Origin of the sequence: Mycobacterium marinum (assembly GCF_003391395.1) — a bacterium.
GTDB classification, from domain to species: Bacteria; Actinomycetota; Actinomycetes; order Mycobacteriales; family Mycobacteriaceae; genus Mycobacterium; species Mycobacterium marinum.
In genome coordinates this window covers 2,685,415-2,704,672 of the sequence record NZ_CP024190.1, presented here as the reverse complement: position 1 = coordinate 2,704,672, position 19,258 = coordinate 2,685,415, and the positions used below count along the sequence as shown (strand labels likewise).

13 protein-coding genes are annotated in these 19,258 nt (G+C 64.7%); 5 read left to right on the top strand and 8 right to left on the bottom strand.

Annotated features, from left to right (window positions below; translation table 11 throughout):
- Positions 1-62 precede the first annotated feature (62 nt).
- The 3 genes from glgX to treZ are packed head-to-tail and all read left to right on the top strand — an operon-like array spanning position 63 to position 6,307.
- Positions 63-2,240 carry a glycogen debranching protein GlgX gene (gene glgX / locus CCUG20998_RS11420; RefSeq protein WP_020728685.1) on the top strand — a complete coding sequence of 726 codons (2,178 nt, stop codon included), beginning with the start codon at positions 63-65 and terminating at the stop codon, positions 2,238-2,240.
- A gap of 3 nt (positions 2,241-2,243) precedes the next feature.
- On the top strand, positions 2,244-4,547 hold the full coding sequence (gene treY, locus CCUG20998_RS11415; RefSeq protein WP_020728684.1) for a malto-oligosyltrehalose synthase: 2,304 nt from the start codon (positions 2,244-2,246) through the stop codon (positions 4,545-4,547).
- Entirely contained in the window at positions 4,544-6,307 is a 1,764-nt protein-coding gene (gene treZ, locus CCUG20998_RS11410) for a malto-oligosyltrehalose trehalohydrolase (RefSeq protein WP_020728683.1), read from the top strand. The genes treY and treZ overlap by 4 nt, the downstream gene beginning before the upstream one ends.
- A gap of 12 nt (positions 6,308-6,319) precedes the next feature.
- Here the strand turns inward: treZ and CCUG20998_RS11405 are convergent, their stop codons facing one another.
- Positions 6,320-7,645, bottom strand: a complete 1,326-nt coding sequence (locus CCUG20998_RS11405; protein ID WP_020728682.1) for an aminotransferase class I/II-fold pyridoxal phosphate-dependent enzyme — start codon at positions 7,643-7,645, stop codon at positions 6,320-6,322.
- A 41-nt stretch (positions 7,646-7,686) separates the two neighbouring features.
- Between CCUG20998_RS11405 and CCUG20998_RS11400 the strand changes: the two genes are divergently transcribed.
- A complete protein-coding gene (locus CCUG20998_RS11400) occupies positions 7,687-8,331 on the top strand; it encodes a pyridoxamine 5'-phosphate oxidase family protein (protein ID WP_020725054.1) in 645 nt (214 codons plus the stop codon).
- A 27-nt stretch (positions 8,332-8,358) separates the two neighbouring features.
- On the opposite strand, the gene ilvA is transcribed toward CCUG20998_RS11400, so the two are convergent.
- Together ilvA and CCUG20998_RS11390 are read right to left on the bottom strand one after the other, a co-directional pair.
- The gene (gene ilvA / locus CCUG20998_RS11395; protein ID WP_020728681.1) at positions 8,359-9,639 is read right to left on the bottom strand and encodes a threonine ammonia-lyase; all 1,281 of its coding nucleotides are present in this window, start codon (positions 9,637-9,639) and stop codon (positions 8,359-8,361) included.
- Positions 9,640-9,672: 33 nt separating this feature from the next.
- Entirely contained in the window at positions 9,673-10,110 is a 438-nt protein-coding gene (locus CCUG20998_RS11390) for a nitroreductase family deazaflavin-dependent oxidoreductase (protein WP_036455597.1), read from the bottom strand.
- A gap of 102 nt (positions 10,111-10,212) precedes the next feature.
- Here CCUG20998_RS11390 and CCUG20998_RS11385 point away from each other — a divergent pair, with 102 nt between their 5' ends.
- On the top strand, positions 10,213-10,443 hold the full coding sequence (locus CCUG20998_RS11385; RefSeq protein WP_020728679.1) for a hypothetical protein: 231 nt from the start codon (positions 10,213-10,215) through the stop codon (positions 10,441-10,443).
- Positions 10,444-10,450: 7 nt separating this feature from the next.
- Here the strand turns inward: CCUG20998_RS11385 and CCUG20998_RS11380 are convergent, their stop codons facing one another.
- The 5 genes from CCUG20998_RS11380 to CCUG20998_RS11360 all read right to left on the bottom strand — a co-directional run bounded on the left by CCUG20998_RS11380 (position 10,451) and on the right by CCUG20998_RS11360 (position 19,257).
- Positions 10,451-12,325 (bottom strand): lysophospholipid acyltransferase, encoded by a 1,875-nt coding sequence (locus CCUG20998_RS11380; RefSeq protein ID WP_012394120.1) that lies wholly within the window; start codon positions 12,323-12,325, stop codon positions 10,451-10,453.
- Between the two features lie 14 nt (positions 12,326-12,339).
- The gene (fadD11, locus tag CCUG20998_RS11375; protein ID WP_020728677.1) at positions 12,340-14,166 is read right to left on the bottom strand and encodes a fatty acid--CoA ligase FadD11; all 1,827 of its coding nucleotides are present in this window, start codon (positions 14,164-14,166) and stop codon (positions 12,340-12,342) included.
- Between the two features lie 126 nt (positions 14,167-14,292).
- Positions 14,293-17,835: a DNA polymerase III subunit alpha gene (gene dnaE / locus CCUG20998_RS11370; protein ID WP_020728676.1), complete on the bottom strand. Its 3,543-nt coding sequence runs from the start codon at positions 17,833-17,835 to the stop codon at positions 14,293-14,295.
- Positions 17,836-17,902: 67 nt separating this feature from the next.
- A complete protein-coding gene (locus CCUG20998_RS11365; RefSeq protein WP_012394117.1) occupies positions 17,903-18,334 on the bottom strand; it encodes a type II toxin-antitoxin system Rv0910 family toxin in 432 nt (143 codons plus the stop codon).
- 119 nt (positions 18,335-18,453) lie between these two features.
- A complete protein-coding gene (locus tag CCUG20998_RS11360; protein ID WP_020728675.1) occupies positions 18,454-19,257 on the bottom strand; it encodes an SDR family NAD(P)-dependent oxidoreductase in 804 nt (267 codons plus the stop codon).
- Between the last annotated feature and the right edge of the window lies 1 nt (position 19,258).

The window sequence follows — 19,258 nt, the reverse complement described above, 5'->3', positions numbered from 1 at the left end:
GGGCGCCGGGCTTGTCAGCGCGAAATACGCGGACCAACCCCCAACGCGGATAAGGTCATACGATGTCGCCGAACAACGCCGTGGACTCTGGCGTAACGCCACCTCCGCTGCCCACCGTATGGCCGGGCAGCGCGTATCCACTGGGAGCCACCTATGACGGCGCCGGCACCAACTTTTCGCTCTTTTCCGAAATCGCCGACCGGGTCGAGCTCTGCCTGATCGCCGACGACGATAGCGAATCGCGGATCTCTCTCGAGGAGGTCGACGGATACGTCTGGCACGCCTATCTCCCCAACATCAGCCCCGGCCAGCGCTACGGCTTTCGGGTCTACGGGCCATTCGACCCCGCGGCCGGGCACCGCTGTGACCCGAGCAAGCTGCTGCTCGACCCGTACGGGAAGGCGTTCGACGGCGATTTCACCTTCGGGCAGGCGCTGTTCTCCTATGACATGAAGACTGTCGACCTGGGCTCGGCCGACCCCGGTATCCCTCCCATGGTCGACTCCCTGGGCTCCACCATGACAAGTGTGGTGATCAACCCGTTCTTCGACTGGGGTTATGACCGGGCTCCGATGATTCCCTACCACGAGACCGTCATCTACGAAGCCCACGTCAAAGGCATGACCCAGACCCATCCGGACATCCCCGAGGAACTTCGCGGCACCTACGCTGGGCTGGCCCACCCGGCGATCATCGACCACCTGAAGTCCCTCAATGTCACCACCATCGAACTGATGCCGGTGCACCAATTCATGCACGACTCGCGACTGCTGGACCTAGGCCTACGGAACTACTGGGGCTACAACACCTTTGGATTCTTCGCCCCGCACAACCAATACGCAGCCAACCGCCAAGCCGGCAGCGCGGTGGGAGAGTTCAAGTCCATGGTGCGCAGCCTGCACGAAGCAGGCATCGAGGTCATCCTCGACGTCGTGTACAACCACACCGCCGAAGGCAATCGCCTCGGCCCAACGATCAACTTCCGCGGTATCGACAACTCCGCGTACTACCGGCTGGTTGACTCCGACCTGCGCTGGTACAAGGACTACACCGGCACCGGCAACAGCCTCAACGCCCGCCACCCCCACGTGCTGCAGCTGATCATGGACTCGCTGCGCTACTGGGTGATCGAGATGCACGTCGACGGATTCCGCTTCGACCTGGCCGCGACTTTGGCCCGCGAGTTGCACGACGTGGACCGACTGAGCGCGTTTTTCGACCTGGTGCAGCAGGATCCGGTGGTCAGCCAGGTCAAGTTGATCGCCGAGCCGTGGGACGTCGGCGAAGGCGGCTACCAGGTCGGCAACTTTCCCGGTTTGTGGACGGAGTGGAACGGGAAATACCGCGATACTGTGCGTGACTACTGGCGGGGCGAGCCCGCAACCCTTGGCGAATTCGCTTCCCGGCTGACCGGGTCGTCGGATCTCTATGAGGCGACCGGTCGACGGCCGAGCGCCAGCATCAACTTCGTCACCGCTCATGATGGGTTCACCCTCAACGACCTGGTCTCTTACAACGAAAAGCACAACAGCGCCAACGGCGAAGACAATCGTGACGGGGAAAGTCACAACCGCTCCTGGAACTGCGGCATCGAGGGCCCCACCGACGATCCCGACATCGTGGCGCTGCGCTACCGCCAAATGCGCAACTTCTGGGCCACCTTGATGGTCAGCCAGGGCACACCGATGATTGCCCATGGCGACGAAATCGGGCGCACCCAACAGGGCAACAACAATGTCTACTGCCAGGACTCCGAAATATCGTGGATGGACTGGTCATTGGTTGAAGCGAATGCCGACCTGCTGGCATTCGCCCGCAAGGCGACCACGTTGCGCCGAAACCATCCGGTCTTTCGTCGGCGACGGTTTTTCGAGGGTGAGCCGATCCGAACCGGCGACGAGGTGCGAGACATCGCCTGGCTGTCCCCGAGCGGCCAGGAGATGTTGCACGACGATTGGAACCGCAGCTTCCACAAGTGCGTTGCGGTGTTCCTCAACGGTGAGGCGATCACCGCACCCAACGCCCGCGGTGAACGAGTCGTTGACGACTCATTTCTGTTGTGCTTCAACGCCCATGACGAAACGGTGGAGTTCGTCATGCCGCACGATGACTATGCCAACGAATGGACGGTGGAGCTGGACACCAACCATCCAGCCGGCGATGCCGACGCGGTGGTGAAGGCCGAAGACACCGTATCTGTGCCCGGCCGTTCGCTGATCTTGCTGCGTAAGACCGCGTAGCCCATGGGCTTTCCCGTCCTGTCCACCTACCGACTACAGCTGCGCGGCCCATCAAGCGGATTCGGATTTACTTTCGCAGACGCCGAGAATGTGCTGGATTACCTCAGCGAGCTTGGTGTTTCCCATCTTTACCTGTCCCCTATCCTGACCGCCGTAGCGGGGTCCTCCCACGGCTATGACGTCACCGACCCGACCACGGTGTCAGCCGAGATCGGCGGCCCCGACGGCTTGGCGCGGCTATCCGCGGCGGCGCGGGCTCGCGGCATGGGCCTGATTGTGGACATCGTGCCCAACCACGTGGGTGTCGATCGGCCGCAACAGAACATGTGGTGGTGGGATGTGCTGCGTCACGGCCGCAACTCCGAGTATGCGGGGTATTTCGACATCGACTGGGATCTCGACGAGCACGGTCGAATCGTGCTGCCGGTGCTGGGTTCTGACGCAGACGTGGCCGACCTGTTGGTCGACGGGGACCTGCTGCGGCTGGGCTCGCTGGCATTCCCCATCGCTGCGGGTACCGGTACCGGTACCGGCACCGGAGCCGAGGTGCATGAGCGCCAGCACTACCGATTGGTGGGCTGGCGACGCGGACTGTGCGGTTATCGCCGGTTTTTCTCGATCACCTCGTTGGCCGGGCTACGCCAAGAGGATCGCACGGTTTTCGATGCCAGCCATGTCGAGATCGCACGTTGGTTCGCCGACGGACTCGTCGATGGTCTTCGTATCGACCACCCCGATGGGCTGTCCGATCCCTGCGGCTATCTTCAATGGCTGCGCGAACTGGTCGGCCAGCAGGCCTGGATTGTGATCGAGAAGATCCTGGCCGCCGACGAGGCGTTGGAGCCCACGCTGCCGGTGGCCGGCACAACGGGCTATGACGTGCTACGAGAGCTCGGCGGACTCTTCGTCGACCCGGCGGGAGCGGCAGAGCTCACCGCGCTGGTCGAGTCCAGCGACGTGGACTACCAGGCCATGGCGGCACTGTTGGCCGATCTCAAGATCCGGGCGACAACCGACACCCTGTCCAGCGAATTGAGCCGGTTGAGACGAAGCATTGCCGCGACGGCCGGCCGGGATCATCCGCTGCTGGGTGAGGCGGTGGCCGCGTTGCTTACCCATATCGGCGTCTACCGCTGCGATTACCCCGGGCTGGCCTCGATCATGCCGACCGCGATCGCCGAAACCTGTATTGCGGCAACCGAATTAGGCCCGCCGCTGCAGCTGGTGGCGACGGCTTTGGCCCACGGCGGCGAACCCGCCGGCCGGCTGCAGCAACTGTGCGGCGCGGTGACCGCCAAGGCCGTCGAGGACTGCTTGTTCTACCGAGACGCCCGGCTGGTGTCACTCAACGAGGTGGGTGGCGAGCCGCACCGGTTTGGAGTCAGCGCCGCAGAGTTTCATCACAGTGCGGCCACCCGCGCCCGGATGTGGCCGCAGACCATGACGACGTTGACCACCCACGACACCAAGCGCGGCGAAGACGTGCGAGCGAGAATCAGCGTGTTGTCCCAGGTTCCTTCACTATGGGCGGAATTCGTCGCCCGCGCCGAAAGCCAAGCCCCCTCCCCTGACCGGGCAACGGGACAGTTCCTGTGGCAGAACATCTTCGGCGTCTGGCCGGTCACCGGGGAAGTCAGCGAGCAGCTGCGCGACCGGCTGCACGGCTACGCGGAGAAGGCGATTCGGGAAGCGGCTTGGCATACCAGCTGGAACGACCCGGACTCCACTTTCGAAGACGCGGTACACCGGTGGCTGGACGTCGTCCTGGATGGTCCGGTGGCCGGGCAGCTGACCCAACTCGTGGATCGCCTCAATCCCCACGCCGCCAGTGACGCGCTGGGCCAGAAGCTGCTCGCGCTGACCGTGCCCGGGATACCCGACGTTTATCAGGGCACCGAGCTGTGGGAGGACAGCCTGGTCGATCCGGACAACCGGCGCCCCGTCGACTACGCCGTCCGCCGAGCCGCGCTGCGAGAGTTGCGGCATCCCAAGATCCGGGTCGTAAGCACGGCCCTTCGAATGCGGCGTTCCCGCCCGGAGTGCTTCCTGCGCGGCGCCTACATTCCGGTGCTTGCCAGTGGCACCGCCGAAGATCACATCGTGGCGTTTCGCCGTGGCGAGGACATCCTGGTCGCGGTGACCCGCTGGACGGTAGGACTGCAAGAAAATGGCTGGGGTGACACGGTATTGCCGTTGCCCGAGGGGTCCTGGACCGACACTCTCACCGGCGCCTTGGCAAGCGGGCCGGCATCCGCCGCCGAACTGTTCTCTGAGCTGCCGGTCGTCCTGTTGGAGCGCCAAGCATGACTGAATTCCGGGTGTGGGCGCCCAAACCCGAATTGGTGCGGCTAGATGTCGAGGGCGGCGTGTACCCGATGAGGCGCACCGACGACGGCTGGTGGCACACCGCGATCGAGACTGCGCCAGCTGCCCGCTACGGATTTCTGCTCGACGATGACCCCAAGGTGCTGCCCGACCCCAGATCTGCCCGCCAGCCCGATGGGGTGCATGCCCGCTCCCAGCTGTGGAACCCCGCCGCGGCCACCTGGACCGACGACGCCTGGACCGGTCGCTCCGTGACCGGCGCGGTGATCTACGAGCTGCATGTCGGCACCTTCACCGCCGCGGGCACATTTGACTCCGCCATCGAGAAGCTGGACTACCTGGTCGATCTCGGGATCGACTTCGTCGAGCTGATGCCGGTGAACTCCTTTGCCGGCACTCACGGCTGGGGATATGACGGTGTGCTCTGGTACAGCGTCCACGAGCCCTACGGCGGCCCCGCCGGCCTGGTCCGGTTCGTCGACGCGTGCCATACGCGCGGTCTGGGAGTGCTGATCGATGCGGTGTTCAACCATCTCGGGCCTTCGGGAAATTATCTGCCCCGATTCGGGCCTTACCTGTCCTCGGCGAGCAACCCGTGGGGGGAAGGCATCAATATCGCCGACGCCGACTCGGACGAGGTTCGCCGCTACATCATCGGCGCCGCGCTGCGCTGGATGCGCGAATTCCATGCCGACGGTCTGCGGCTGGACGCCGTCCACGCGTTGGTGGACACCACCGCGGTACCCATCCTCGAAGAACTGGCCACCGAGACCGACTGGCTGTCAAAGCAAGTCGGTCGCCCGCTGTCGCTGGTCGCCGAGAGCGACCTCAACGATCCGCGGCTGATCACCCCGCGCGATGGTGGTGGCTACGGGATCACCGCGCAATGGGACGACGACATCCATCACGCGATTCACACAGCGGTTTCCGGGGAACGCCAGGGTTACTACGCGGACTTCGGCGCCAATTCCGATTCGATGGCCACGCTGGCACACACACTTCGTCGGGGCTTCTTCCACGCCGGTACCTATTCGTCGTTCCGGCGCCGCCGCCACGGACGTCCGCTGGACACGGCCACGATTCCGGCCACCCGTCTGCTCGCCTACACCTGCACCCATGATCAGGTCGGCAATCGTGCGCTTGGCGACCGCCCTTCACAAAACCTGACCAGCGGCCAGCTGGCCATCAAAGCCGCATTGGTACTCGGTTCGCCCTACACGGCGATGCTGTTCATGGGCGAGGAATGGGGGGCCAGCAGTCCTTTTCAGTTCTTCAGCTCGCACCCCGAGCCCGAGCTGGCGGTTGCCACCGCGCAGGGACGCAAAGCGGAGTTCGCCGAGCACGGATGGGATGCCGACGAGATCCCCGATCCCCAAGATCCGCAGACTTTTCTGCGCTCCAAACTGGTTTGGGGCGAAGGCGACTCAGGCGAGCATGCCCAGCTGCTGCGCTTCTACCGCGATCTGATCGAGTTGCGACACCACGAGACCGACCTGGCCGATCCGTGGCTGGACCACCTGGTGATCGACTATGACGAGCAGCAGAGCTGGATCATCATGCGCCGCGGCCGGTTTGGCATTGCGTGCAATCTCGGTACCGAGGCGACGACGGTGCCGCTATCCGGTGCGCTGGTGCTGGGTTGGGGTGAGCCGAACACCAGCGACGCCGGCACCGAACTAGCCGGGCATTCGGTTGCGGTGCTGCGCTGTGACCAATTGACCGCGCCCGCCGAGCCCGCCTGAGCGTCGTCGCCGCTAGACGGTGGGTCGCCCGGTGCGCTGTATCGCCTCGGCAATCGCATCGGCAAGAGGCTCGATCTCTTCGGCGCTTAGACCCGCAATGGTGACCCGCATCCCCGGCGCGCTACGGATCCGGAACCGCGCGCCCGGCGCAGCGGCCCAACCCCGGTTCAGCAGGCGGGTAATCGCCGCGGTTTCGTCGGGGACGGGAATCCAGACATTGAGCCCGGACCGGCCATGTGCGGCGACACCACGGGCGGACAGCGCGGCGCACAACCGGCCGCGGGCGTCTGCGTAGCGCTCCTGCGCCTGGCGAATCAGCCCGGTAGCGACATCGTCAGCGAAGAGCCGCACGGCGAGATCCTGCAGAATGTGGCTCACCCAGCCCGGCCCTAGGCGCAGCCGCCCGTGCACCCGCTCGACCGTGCGCTGGTCCCCGGCCAACACGGCAAGCCGTAGATCCGGCCCATAGGCCTTGGCCGCCGACCGGACGAAGGCCCAGTGCTGCGTCACCCCGGCCAGGGTGTGCAGGGGTACGCCGGCGATGCCGGCGCAATGATCGTCCTCAACCAGCAGCACCTCCTCAGCACCCTGGCTCAACACCTCACGCAGCTCCTCGGCCCGGGCCGCCGACAGCGCCGCTCCGGTTGGGTTTTGCGCGCGACTGGTGACCACGACCGCCCTCACCCCGCGGCCCAGCGCCCGCTGCAGGTCAGCAACCAGCGGACCGTCATCGTCGACGCCCATCGGCTCAACGGGAAGCCCAAGCGCGGCAAGGAGATCCAGGAGGTTTGCCCAGCCCGGGTCCTCGACGGCAACCCGGTCCCCCGGGCGCAGATTCGCGCTCAGCGCTCGCTCGATACCGTCCAGCGCACCGTTGGTCACCGCGAGATGGTCGGCGGCTACACCGTCGGCGGCCAAAGCGGCTCGAGCGTGGTCGACCAGCTCCGCTGACATTGCCGGATCACCGTAGAGCAACGGCGGCACCGAACCGTCCGGCCATCCGACGGCGGCCAGCGGCAGTAGCTCGGGGGCCGGGTTGCCGGTCGAGAGATCTCGCGCGCCGGCAGGCACCCCAAGGTCAAGCGAGGACCGGGGCGTGGATGCCGGCCGGTCTCGCACCCTGGTCCCGCGCCGTCCCGCGGTTTCGACCGTCCCGCGATCGCGCAGCAGGCGGTAGGCCGCCGCCACGGTGTTGGGATTCACACCCAGCTGACCGGCGACTTCGCGGATCGACGGCAGAGCGTCGCCGGGCGCCAAGCCGCCCTGGGAGATGGCCGATTCAATGCTGGCCGCTATGGACTCGGCGCCACCACCCGCTATCCTATATTGTACTGGCATAGTTACTAGTATGTACTAGTACATATTGAACGGGCAACCACATGACCACTTCCTACGGCCCGACGGCACGCACCACTCCCACCCGCTACCGGGAGCGAGCACGCTACGACAGCGAGACCGTCCATCGAATCCTCGATGAGGCCTTGATCTGCCACTTGGGATACATCCGGGACGGCGAGCCGGTGGTCTTGCCAACCACCCACACACGCCGCGGTGAAACGCTCTACATCCATGGGTCCACCGGCAGCGGCCCAATGCTCGCGGCAAGGGTCGCCGAACTGCCCCTCTGCATCACCGTCACCCTCGTGGACGGGCTGGTGCTGGCCCGCTCGGCAATGCACCATTCCCTGAACTACCGCTCGGTGATGGTGTTGGGCACCGCGCGTGTGGTGGAAGACCCGGACGAGAAGCTGCTGGCCTTGCATGCGCTACTCGACCACATCCAAGCCGGGCGCGCCGCGGACTGCCGGGGCCCGAACCCGCGTGAACTAGCCGCCACCACAGTGCTTGCCCTCGATCTCGCCGAAGCCTCGGCCAAGGTGCGCAGCGGCGGCCCGGTCGACGATCCGCAAGACCATGCCCTGCCGCATTGGGCGGGCGTGGTACCTCTCGCGCTCAGGGCCGGAACCCCGGAGCCCGCCGCGGATCTAGACCCCGCTACCCCACTGCCGGCCTATTTGCGGTGACCACGCCACCCCCGCGCCGGGCTGCGGTTACAGGAGGTACCGGTATGCCGGCGAACCGGGGGCAAGGGGTTCCACGTGAACTTCGGTCTCACGCATCCGAGCCAACAGGCCATCGAGATTCGCCGCAGACCCCAGCTCGACACCGACCAGCGCCTCACCGGTTTCCCGGTTGTTGCGCTTGACGTACTCGAACAAGGTGATGTCGTCGTTGGGACCAAGCACCTCGTCGAGGAATCGTCGCAACGCGCCGGGTTCTTGTGGGAAGTCCACCAAGAAGTAGTGCTTGAGGCCCAGGTGCACCAGCGAGCGCTCCAGGATCTCCCCGTAGCGGGAGACGTCGTTGTTGCCCCCCGAGATCAGGCACACCACGGTCGATCCGGGTTCGATATCGGCTTCCAGCAATCCCGCGACCGACAATGCTCCCGCGGGTTCGGCGATGATGCCCTCGTGCTGATAGAGGTCAAGCATCGCCGTGCAGACCGCACCTTCGTCAACGGTGGTGATCGACACCATGTCGCCGGCCGCGGACAATGCCGCATAGGGCAGCGCCCCCGCCCGATTCACCGCCGCGCCGTCGACGAATTGGTCAACATGGTCCAGTGTGACCGGTTCACCCGCTGCCAGCGCAGCCATCATTGCGGCGGCCCCAGCGGGCTCGATGCCCAGCACCGCCGTCTTGGTCGTCCGCTCGGCCAGGTAGGAGGTGATGCCGGCGATGCAGCCGCCACCACCGACCGGGACCACCACCAGGTCGGGCTCCGCATCGAGTTCGGCGAGCAGCTCGACGGCGATGGTGCCCTGTCCGGCCATCGTGCGCAGGTCATCGTAGGGCGGCACGAGAGTCGCACCGGTACGTTCGACATCCTCGCGAGCCGCGGCGGCGGCAAGATCGTAGGTCTCCCCACCAACGATCAGGTCGATGAACTCTCCACCGTGGTAGCGGATGCGATCCCGCTTCTGTTTGGGCGTCTTGGCCGGTACATAAACCCGACCGTGCACACCCAGGGTTTTGCAGGCGAAAGCGAAGCCTTGTGCGTGGTTGCCCGCCGAAGAGCACACCACGCCCGCGGCCAGCTCCTCGGCCGCTAGCTGAACCAGCAGGTTATAGGCGCCGCGCAACTTGTAGGACCGTACGATCTGCAGGTCTTCGCGCTTGAGGTAGACCGTCGCGCCGGTGATGTCGGACAACCGCTCGCACAGCTGCAGCGGGGTGGGGGTAATGACGGGGGCGATCCGCTCAGCAGCGTTGTCGATATCAGCCGCAGACAGCGGCGACCTGCTTGGAGTCTGACTCAGTTCGGCGGACACCGGTCAATGGTGCCATGCCGACCAATAAGCAACTCAGCTCACCGGCGTCAGCACAAAAACTGGAATCTGACGGTCGGTCTTTTTCTGGTATTCGGCGTAGTCCGGCCACACCCCTACAGCCCGTTCCCACCAAATCGACTTCTCGTGATCGAACACCTCACGAGCGTCATAGTCGCGGATGACAGTGCCGTCCTGAAGCTCGACTCGAGGATTCTGCACGATGTTGTAGTACCAAACCGGGTTTTTGGGGGCCCCACCCAGCGATGCGACGATCGCATACTCCCCGTTGTGCTCGATGCGCATCAGCGGGGTCTTGCGCAGTTTGCCGCTCTTGGCCCCGACGGTAGTCAGCAGCACTACCGGTTTCCCTTGTAACTGTGTGCCCTCGGTACCACCCGATTCCAAGTATTTGTCGGCCTGTTCACGAGACCAGTCGAGTGGGCTGGGTGCGTATTCACCTTCTAGCGGCATACGCACCACTCTAGGCCGTGCGCCCCCGCACCCCGCCGCGATCAGCGCCACCCACACCGAATCTTCGGTTACCCGAAAATCAGAGTGGGGTAGGCTGAATCCATGACCACGGCAGAACGATTCTCGACGTTCGCCGCCGCGAACCGAGGCGATGTGCTGATCGCGGGCGTGCCCTGGCCTCGGCACAAGCTGTTTGCCGTGATAGCAGGGCTGGTCACCTTCGTGCTTGTCGGCGCGATCACCAGCAGCGCGGCACCGTCCGTTCTGGGTGCGACCGCCGTCGGGGTCATCGTTGCGGTGGCGCTCAAGATGATCGCCAAGGACATCGACTAGTCGCGGTTCAGCGCGTCCTGGCCAACTCGGCGATCGTGTTAACCCGTCGTGTCGCCGTAGCGACCTCGTCCGCGAACTGTCGCCGGCGCCGAGAAATGTCCGCAAAATCGGCCCCATCCACCAGCTCGCGATGACGAGCAAGCCGCAGCGCGGTCTTGAAAAGTTCCATCGACCTCGACTCGGCGTTGGCGATGCGGCGCTGCAACTCCCACTGCTTACCGACATCCAGACATTCGGCCAGGAAGGCCTCTTCGTCGAACGACTCATCCTCGAGGGCGGCCAGTCGATCGGCGACGATGTGATAGGCGTCCAGGAACGGACGCAACACCAAATGCGCCAGCAGCAAGTCGGCCGATTCCAGCAGTTCGCGGACATCGGCCGTGTTGACGGCCTTGGTGATGTCTTCCACCGGCCCGATCAGGCGCACCTCGTCGGCCAGGTCCTTCTCGAACTGCGCGCGCGCCGAGAACAAGAACTCGAACTTCAGCAACTCACGCAGCCGCAACGCCTCGTCGCGCACCGTCGCCGGTGCAACCGAGCTATCCGCCGACATCACCGATATCTCGGCGGCGGCAAGCAACGCCATCTCAGCGATGGCGCGATCAACCAGAATGTGGATCGCGGTGTTGCGATAGAACGCGGCGACGAGGTGTTGATCTTCGCCGATACCCCACACGGCTTCGGTACCAGCGTCATAAACCCGCACGACCCCGGAGGCCACCATCTGGTGCAAGGTCCATCGGATCGTCGAACGGTTGGTCAGGTCGGCCGCACCGGCCACCGCCCAGTTGCGGGCGGCGATGTAGCTCGCCAGCGGGCGCACCGTGGCCAGCACTTCGCTGATCGACAATGACCGATCCGCGCCCAACAGCGCGAGACTTACCACCGCGGTGGGTGTCACCGGGGTGGCCCGGTTGATCCGGTGCTCCACATCTAGGGCAATGCGTTCTATTTCGGTCCCGGTCCCCGATTCGTCGGTACGCAGTTCTTCCAGCCGCTTGCGCAGCGGCAATGGCTCACCGAAGTCCAGGTACGCACGTCCGAGGCGCTCCCCCTGCTGGCGAGCCAACCGGACCAGGAATCGCAGGTCTTCGGGCCGCTTCACCGCACCGTAGGCCTCGGTCGTCATGGCCTCAACCTCGTGCAACTGGTCGTACACGATGGACGTGGGCACCAAATACACCTCGGGACCGTCAATTTCATCGACCGCGTCGGCGATGTAGCGCAGGATGCCGAATACCGGCGGCCGCAACTTGCCCGTCCTGGTCCGCCCACCCTCGATCGACCAGGTCAGATTCGCATGGTTCTGCACCAACTGTGCGGCGTAGGCCCGCAGCACAAAGCGATAAACCGGAATGTCTTTGGTCTGGCGCCGGATGAAAATCGCACCGGTCCGCTTGGCCCAGGCACCCATTGGAAAGAAGTTCAGATTCGCACCACCGAACGTCAGCGCCGGCGAGAGCCGATTGGCCTGAATCACTTCCGGAAGCAGCATGCCGTCCAGGTAGGAGCGATGCGAGAAGGCGAACGCCAACGTCGCCTTGCGGTCCAGCTTGCGCAGCTGGGCGATCTGATCTTCGTCGACCAGGACGTCGTAGGCCCGCATCAGCCAACGACTGAAACCGCGCCAGGCCTGCACCGCGCGCTCATCGAGCGTGGCCGCCATCTCGCGGAGATACCCCGCGGCCTCCGCACGCACCCCGTCGGGATCACGCCCGAGTTCGGCGGCCAGCTTGGCAAGCCGCTCGTCATACCATGGGGCACTCATCAGCTCAGCGACCTCGGCCGCGTCAGTCGACAGCGGCGATATCGATTCATCGATAATCCCACTGCGCTGCAACAGCTTTCGCGCTCCGACCCGACCAACCTCGCGCGCAGTCATCAGTGGCCCCTTCATCACGCCGGTTGTACCGTTGCCGCGGACGCGGGTTCGTGGACGTGAGGTCCCGGCTTGGCCGCATAGAGTTCTTCGATCTCGGCCGCGTATTTCGTCACGATCGGCCGGCGCTTGAGCTTCATGGTCAGCGTTATCTCGTCTCCCCCGGGTTCCCACAGTGTCGGCAATATGCGGAAGCGCTTGATCTGTTCCACCCGCGATAGTTTGGCGTTGCCTTCGACCACGCCCGCGGCGATCCGGGCAATCACTGCTGGGTCAGCGGCAAGCGCGGCCGGCGACGCATCCGAAATCCCGTGCTGGGCCGCGTAGGGCCCCACCGAGTCGGCATCGAAGACCAGCAGCGCAGTGTTGTACGGACGACCGTCACCGATCGCGATCAGCACGCCCACCATCGGACAGGCCGCCAAGATGGTGTTCTCAATGTTTGCCGGCGACATGTTCTTTCCGGCCGCGTTGATGATCAGCTCCTTCTTGCGATCCACCACCCGCAGGTAGCCGTCCGCATCGACATCGAAGATGTCACCGGTGTGCAACCAGCCATCCTCGTCGATGGCCTCCGCGGTCTTGGCGGCTTCTTTGCGGTAGCCCTTCATCACTAGCGGACCGCGAACCAGGTACTCGCCGTCATCGGCGATCTTGCCTTCCAATCCGGGCAGCAGCTTGCCGACGGTACCCAGTCGCGCATCGCGCGGATGGCTGGCGGTGGCAACGCAACTCAGCTCGGACATTCCCCAGATCTCCGTTATCGGAATGCCGATACCGCAGAAGAATCCCAAAGTCTCCTTGGGGATCGGCGCCGCTCCCGAGACCGCCCACCGGAGTTCACCGAATCCCAGCCGCTCGCGCAACTTCGACAGCACCAACTCGTCGGCCTTGGCCCATTCGTCGACCACCTCGGCTGACATCGGTTCATCGGCAAGCATGGCCTCTGCGCGCTTGGCGGCCACTGACATCGCCCAGATCAGGGCCTGTTTCTTCATCTCATCGGTCTCGTGGCTGATCGTGAATTCGATGCCGGCCTTGAGCTTCTCCCAGACCCGCGGCACCGCGCCCCACACGGTGGGTCGCACATCGGGCAGGGCGGAGACGATCGCCCGTCCGTCGGCCACCGCGGTGACCTGGGTGCCGAACATCTCCTGCAGATACAGGCCGGTCATCCGGTCGGCGATGTGCGCGGTCGGGAGGAAGGAGGTAACCCGGTCACCGAACTGAATGCCGAACACCTCCTCGATGGCGAACCCCTCGAACAGCAGGTTGGCGTGGGTCATCTCGACCCCTTTGGGGTTCCCGGTGGTACCGGACGTGTAGATCAGGGTCACCACGTCATCGGGCTGCACTGCTGCCCATGTCGCCTCGAAATCGAAGTCGTCCGGCGCGGCCGCGTACAGCTCCTGCACCGACATGGTGCCCTCCGGCGCGCCGTCGATGCAGACGATGTGCTCGATGGGTGCGCCGCTAGCACGGATGCGGTCGACGTATTGCTCCTCGCAGATCACGACCTTGGTGCCAGCGTTGTCGAACACATAGGTCAACTGTTCGGCGGGCAACGTGTTGTACACCGAGAACGACGTGGCGCCAACGTGTTGCGCGCCGACTTCGAGTGGGTAGAACTCGACCCGGTTGGCCATCATCAGCGAAACGGTGTCCCCGCGTCCCACCCCCAGCCCCGCGAGGCCGCCGGCTACCTGCCGCACCTGGTCGGCATACTCTCTCCAGGTCAGCGTCTGGGCGCCCCCCGGCGTCCGGAGTGCGATGGCATCCGGATCGATCGCGGCGCTGCGCTGGAACGCCTCGCACATGGTGGTCGGACGCTCGGTTGGGGTCATTTCCGTCCTCCTTGATCGACCGGCGCTCCATCGCTGAGCCTACGTCCGCGACACACCAAGCGTCACGCTGGTGTTGCGCCCAAAAACGAGCGTCACGCTAGCCTGACGCTGGGCGCCAGCCCGCCGTCAGCTGCCCAGGCAGCCGGGACCGAGCAGCTCTTTCAGATCGCCCATCAACGCCGGCGATGGCGTGACCCGTAGTGACTGGTCGAGCTCCAGCGTGGTGATCCGATCCCCACTGATCAGCCGCAGATGCACCTGAGACGTACCCGGGTGCCGAGCCAGCACCTGTTTGAGTGCGGTGACCTTATCGATGGTGCACTGCCGGGTGGGCAGGCTCACGGCCAGCGGCCGATCCGCCTGGGCATTGGAAAAATCGGGCACCACGAGCTCGTTGGCGATCAAGCTGATGCGGTCGTCGCGAATCGCGACCTTGGCGTTGACCAGCACCACGGCGTCGTCGGCGATATCGGCGCCATAGTTGGAGTAGGTGTGCGGGAAGAACATCACCTCGATACCACCGGTGAGATCTTCCAATTGAGCTGATGCCCAGGGCATCCCGTTCTTGTTGACCCGCCGGTTCACGGCCGCCAGGATGCCGCCCACCCGCACCTGAGCATCGTTGGAGACATCACCATCCAGGATTGCCGGGATCGCGGTATCAACCTGGGCGGCCAACAGATGTGCCACCCCGTTGAGTGGATGCCCCGACACGTACAGGCCCAGCATCTCGCGTTCCAGTGCGAGTTTGTGTTTGTCTTCCCACTCGTCCTCGGGAACCTTGATGGTGAACACCGCGTCGGCACCCGAGTCGCTGCCGCCGAAGAGATCGAACTGTCCCATCGCCTCGGCCTTCTTGGTACCCAGCACCGAGTCCACGGCGTCGGTGTGCACCAGGAAGAGGCCTTTGCGCGGGTGCCCGAGCGAGTCGAACGCCCCCGCCTTGATCAGCGACTCGGTGACTTTCTTGTTGCAGGCCGAGATGTCGATCTTGTTCAGGTAGTCGGAGAAGTCGGTGAATTTGCCTTTGCCGCTGCGGGTACCGATCAACGAACCGACGACGTTGGCCCCGACATTGCGCACCGCACCCAACCCGAAGCGGATGTCCTGCCCGACCGAGGCGAAGTTCACCAATGACTCGTTGACATCGGGCGGTAGCACGGTGATGCCCAGCTTGCGGCAATCGGCCAGGTAGACCGCGGCCTTGTCCTTGTCGTCACCGACCGAGGTCAGCAACCCGGCCATGTACTCGGCCGGGTAGTTGGCCTTCAGATAGGCGGTCCAATACGAGACCAGACCGTAGCCCGCGGCGTGCGACTTGTTGAAGGCGTATCCGGCGAACGGCAGGATGGTGTCCCACAGCGCCTTGACCGCTTTTTCGGAGAATCCGTTGGCGGTCATGCCTTCGTAGAAGCCCTTGTATTCCGCCTCGAGCACCTCGAGCTTCTTCTTGCCCATCGCCTTGCGCAGCGCGTCGGCCTTACCCATCGTGTAGGAGGCGACCTTTTGGGCGATGAACATGATCTGCTCTTGATAGACGATCAGACCGTAGGTCTCCGAGAGGATTTCGCGCAGCGGCTCCTCCAGCTCGGGGTGAATCGGCTTGACCGCTTGGCGATTGTTCTTCCGGTCGGCATAGTCGTTGTGGGCGTTCATGCCCATCGGGCCTGGCCGGTACAGCGCCAGGACGGCGACGATGTCATTGAACTCGGTGGGTTGCATGCGACGCAGCAGGTCGCGCATCGGCCCGCCGTCGAGCTGGAAAACGCCCAGCGTCTCACCGCGTCCCAACAGCTCGTAGGTGGGCTTGTCGTCGAGCGGCAGCGATTCCAGGTCGAGGTCGATTCCCCGGTTTGCCTTGATGTTCTCGATCGCGTCGCCGATGATCGTCAGGTTTCGCAGGCCCAAGAAGTCCATCTTCAACAGGCCGATCGCCTCACACGACGGGTAGTCCCAGCCGGTGATGATGGCCCCGTCTTGAGGCCGCTTCCACAGCGGAATGGCCTCCGTCAAGGGTTCGCTGCTCATGATCACCGCACACGCGTGCACGCCCGCATTACGGATCAGACCTTCCAGCCCGCGCGCGGTCTGGTAGATGGTGCGGACGTCGGGGTCGGTCTCGATGAGGCCACGAACCTCCGCGGCCTCCTTGAACCGCTCGTGGGCCGGGTCGGTGATGCCGGACAGCGGAATGTCCTTGGCCATGATCGGCGGCGGCAACGCCTTGGTGATTCGGTCGGCGATCGCAAACCCGGGCTGGCCGTAGTGGATACGCGCGGAATCCTTCAGCGCCGCCTTGGTCTTAATGGTGCCGAAGGTGATGACCTGGGCGACTCGATCCTGGCCCCACTTGTCGGCGGCGTAGCGCACCATCTCGCCGCGACGGCGGTCGTCGAAGTCGATATCGATATCGGGCGCTGACGGGCGCTCCGGGTTGAGGAACCGCTCAAACAGCAGACCGTGCGGTATCGGGTCGATGTTGGTGATGCCCATCGCGTAGGCCACCAGCGATCCGGCCGCCGAACCACGCCCCGGTCCCACTCGAATGTCGACCGACCGCGCATAGTTGATCAGGTCGGCCACGATCAGGAAGTACGACGGGAAACCCTTGTCGCAGATCACCTTGATCTCGTACTCAGCCCGATCGATGTAGTCCTGGCCGAGACCGGACGGGAAACGTCGCCGCAGGCCGGCCATTACCTCGTGATGCAGCCACGACGCCGGATCGTGCCCCTCGGGCACCGGGAAGATCGGCATCCGGTCACGCGGGGTCCATACGTCGGCATAGGACTGCACTCGCTCCGCGATCAGCAGGGTGGAGTCGCAGGCGCCCGGGATGTCGTCGTCCCAGAGTTGGCGCATCTCGGCGGCGGACTTGAGGTAGTACCCGTCACCGTCGAACTTGAACCGATTGGGGTCCGAGAGCGTCTTGCCGGTCTGAACACACAGCAGCGCCTCGTGGTTGTGCGCGGCGTCGCGAGTGACGTAATGGCAGTCGTTGGTGGCCAGCGGCGGAATGTCGAGCTTGCGGCCTATCTCGATCAGACCCGCACGGACGCGGCGTTCGATGGACAGTCCGTGATCCATCAACTCGAGGAAGTAGTTGTCGGCGCCGAAAATCTCCCGCCACTTGGCGGCCGATTCCAGCGCTTCGCGGTCATGGCCCAGCCGCAGCCGGGTCTGCACCTCACCGGAGGGGCAGCCGGTGGTGGCGATGATGCCCTCGGCGTGCTCGGCGACAAGTTCGGCATCCATGCGCGACCACTTACCGAGCTGACCCTCGAACGAGGCCAGTGACGACAGCTTGAACAGGTTGCGCAGGCCGGTCGCGTTCTCGGCCACCATCGTCAGGTGGGTGTAAGAGCCGCTACCGGATACGTCGTCGCCCTTCTGGCTGGGATCACCCCAGGTGATGCGACGGGTATCGAAACGAGAGCCGGGAGCTACATACGCCTCGACGCCGATGATCGGCTTCACCCCGGCCTTGGTTGCCGAGTTGTAGAACTCGCTGGCGCCGAACATGTTTCCGTGGTCGGTCATCCCGATCGCGGGCATGTCCAGCCGTTCCACCTCGGCCAGCATGGGGGTGATCTTCGCCGCACCATCCAGCATCGAGTACTCGGTGTGGTTGTGCAGGTGCACAAAGGACCGCGAAGAAGAACCGCTCATAGGCACGCCAGTCTAGGACCGACCACCGACAGCGTTCGGGCGTGTCGCCAAACGTGTCGTGTGGCAGCTATCCATACAGCTCGACAAACTGCTTCAGCGACTGCTCGACATCTCCCTTGACGGCGCGCGCCGCAGCCGACCCGAGCGGACCGAACAACGCGCGCCCGCCCAGCTCGAGGCGCAACCCGAGGGTGGACCCGTCCGCGTTTGGCTCGACGGTGAGGCTTACGCCGTACTTGGCTCCGCCCTTGCCCGATCCTGACATCGTGACCTCGCGCGGCGGATCCCACTTCGTCACCGTCCACGTCACCCGGTTGCGCATGCCCTTGGCACGGGCCACACCCTCGATCTCGACGCCCTCACTGAGCTGCTCGGGCAGCTCGCTTCGCCACCCCTCGTGGATCACGAGCCATTCGCCCAACTCCGACAGATCCGAAACATGGTCCCAGGTGTCCTGCGGAGGGATCGGGACATCGGCGGTCATCTCAACGGAAGCCATCGCATGAGCCTAGCCGTGCGGCAAGGCACGGCCGCGCGAAGCACCACCCGCGCAAAGCGCGCCGGCGCCCCGGGCATTGGCGTGCCGCAACCAACACCGCGGGGCCGTCGACACGGCGGTCAGTGGCTGGGACCGCCGCGCAGTTTGTTCCCGATCCGGATCGCGGGCAGCAGCACGCTGCGTGGTAGGTACCTGCCGCTGGTGCTGACGAACTTGGGCACCACGCCGGGCACGACGGTGCGCTTGCCGGTCAGCATCCCCTCGATCGCGGCTTCGGCGACGTCGTGCGGAGACACCTGCGCCAAGGGAATGCTGAACCGCTCGGCACTGGCGATCTCGGCCCACTCGGTGGGCACCGGTCCCGGGCACAGCGCGGTGACCGAAACTCCCGTACCGTGCAACTCCTCCTGAACGGCTTCGGAGAAGGTGAGCACGAAGGCCTTGGAGGCCGAGTACACCGCCATGAAGGGAATGGGCTGGAAGCCGGCAATGGATGCGATGTTGAGCACCGCACCGGCACCGCGCTCCACCATGCCGGGTAACGCCGCGCGGGTGAACTCCATGAGGGCCAGCGCGTTGAGCGTGACCTGCTCGCTTTCGCGTTCGGGTGGCAGCTCGCAGAAACGGCCGCTGGTGCCGAAGCCGGCGCTGTTACACAAACCGGCGACCGAATCGCTGCGGAGCCGGTCAGCGAGCTGAGTTCTGGCTTGCGCATCGGACAGATCGAGGGGCAACACCTCAACGGCGATCGAGAACTTGTCCCGTAGATCGTCGGCCAGTTCCTCGAGGCGCTCACGGCGCCGCGCGACCAGCATTAGCGGAAAGCCCCGGCCGGCAAGGCCGCGGGCCAACTCGACACCGATGCCGGATGAGGCGCCGGTTATTACGACAGTGGCCTGTTTGTTTGGTTTCGGAAGGCTCATA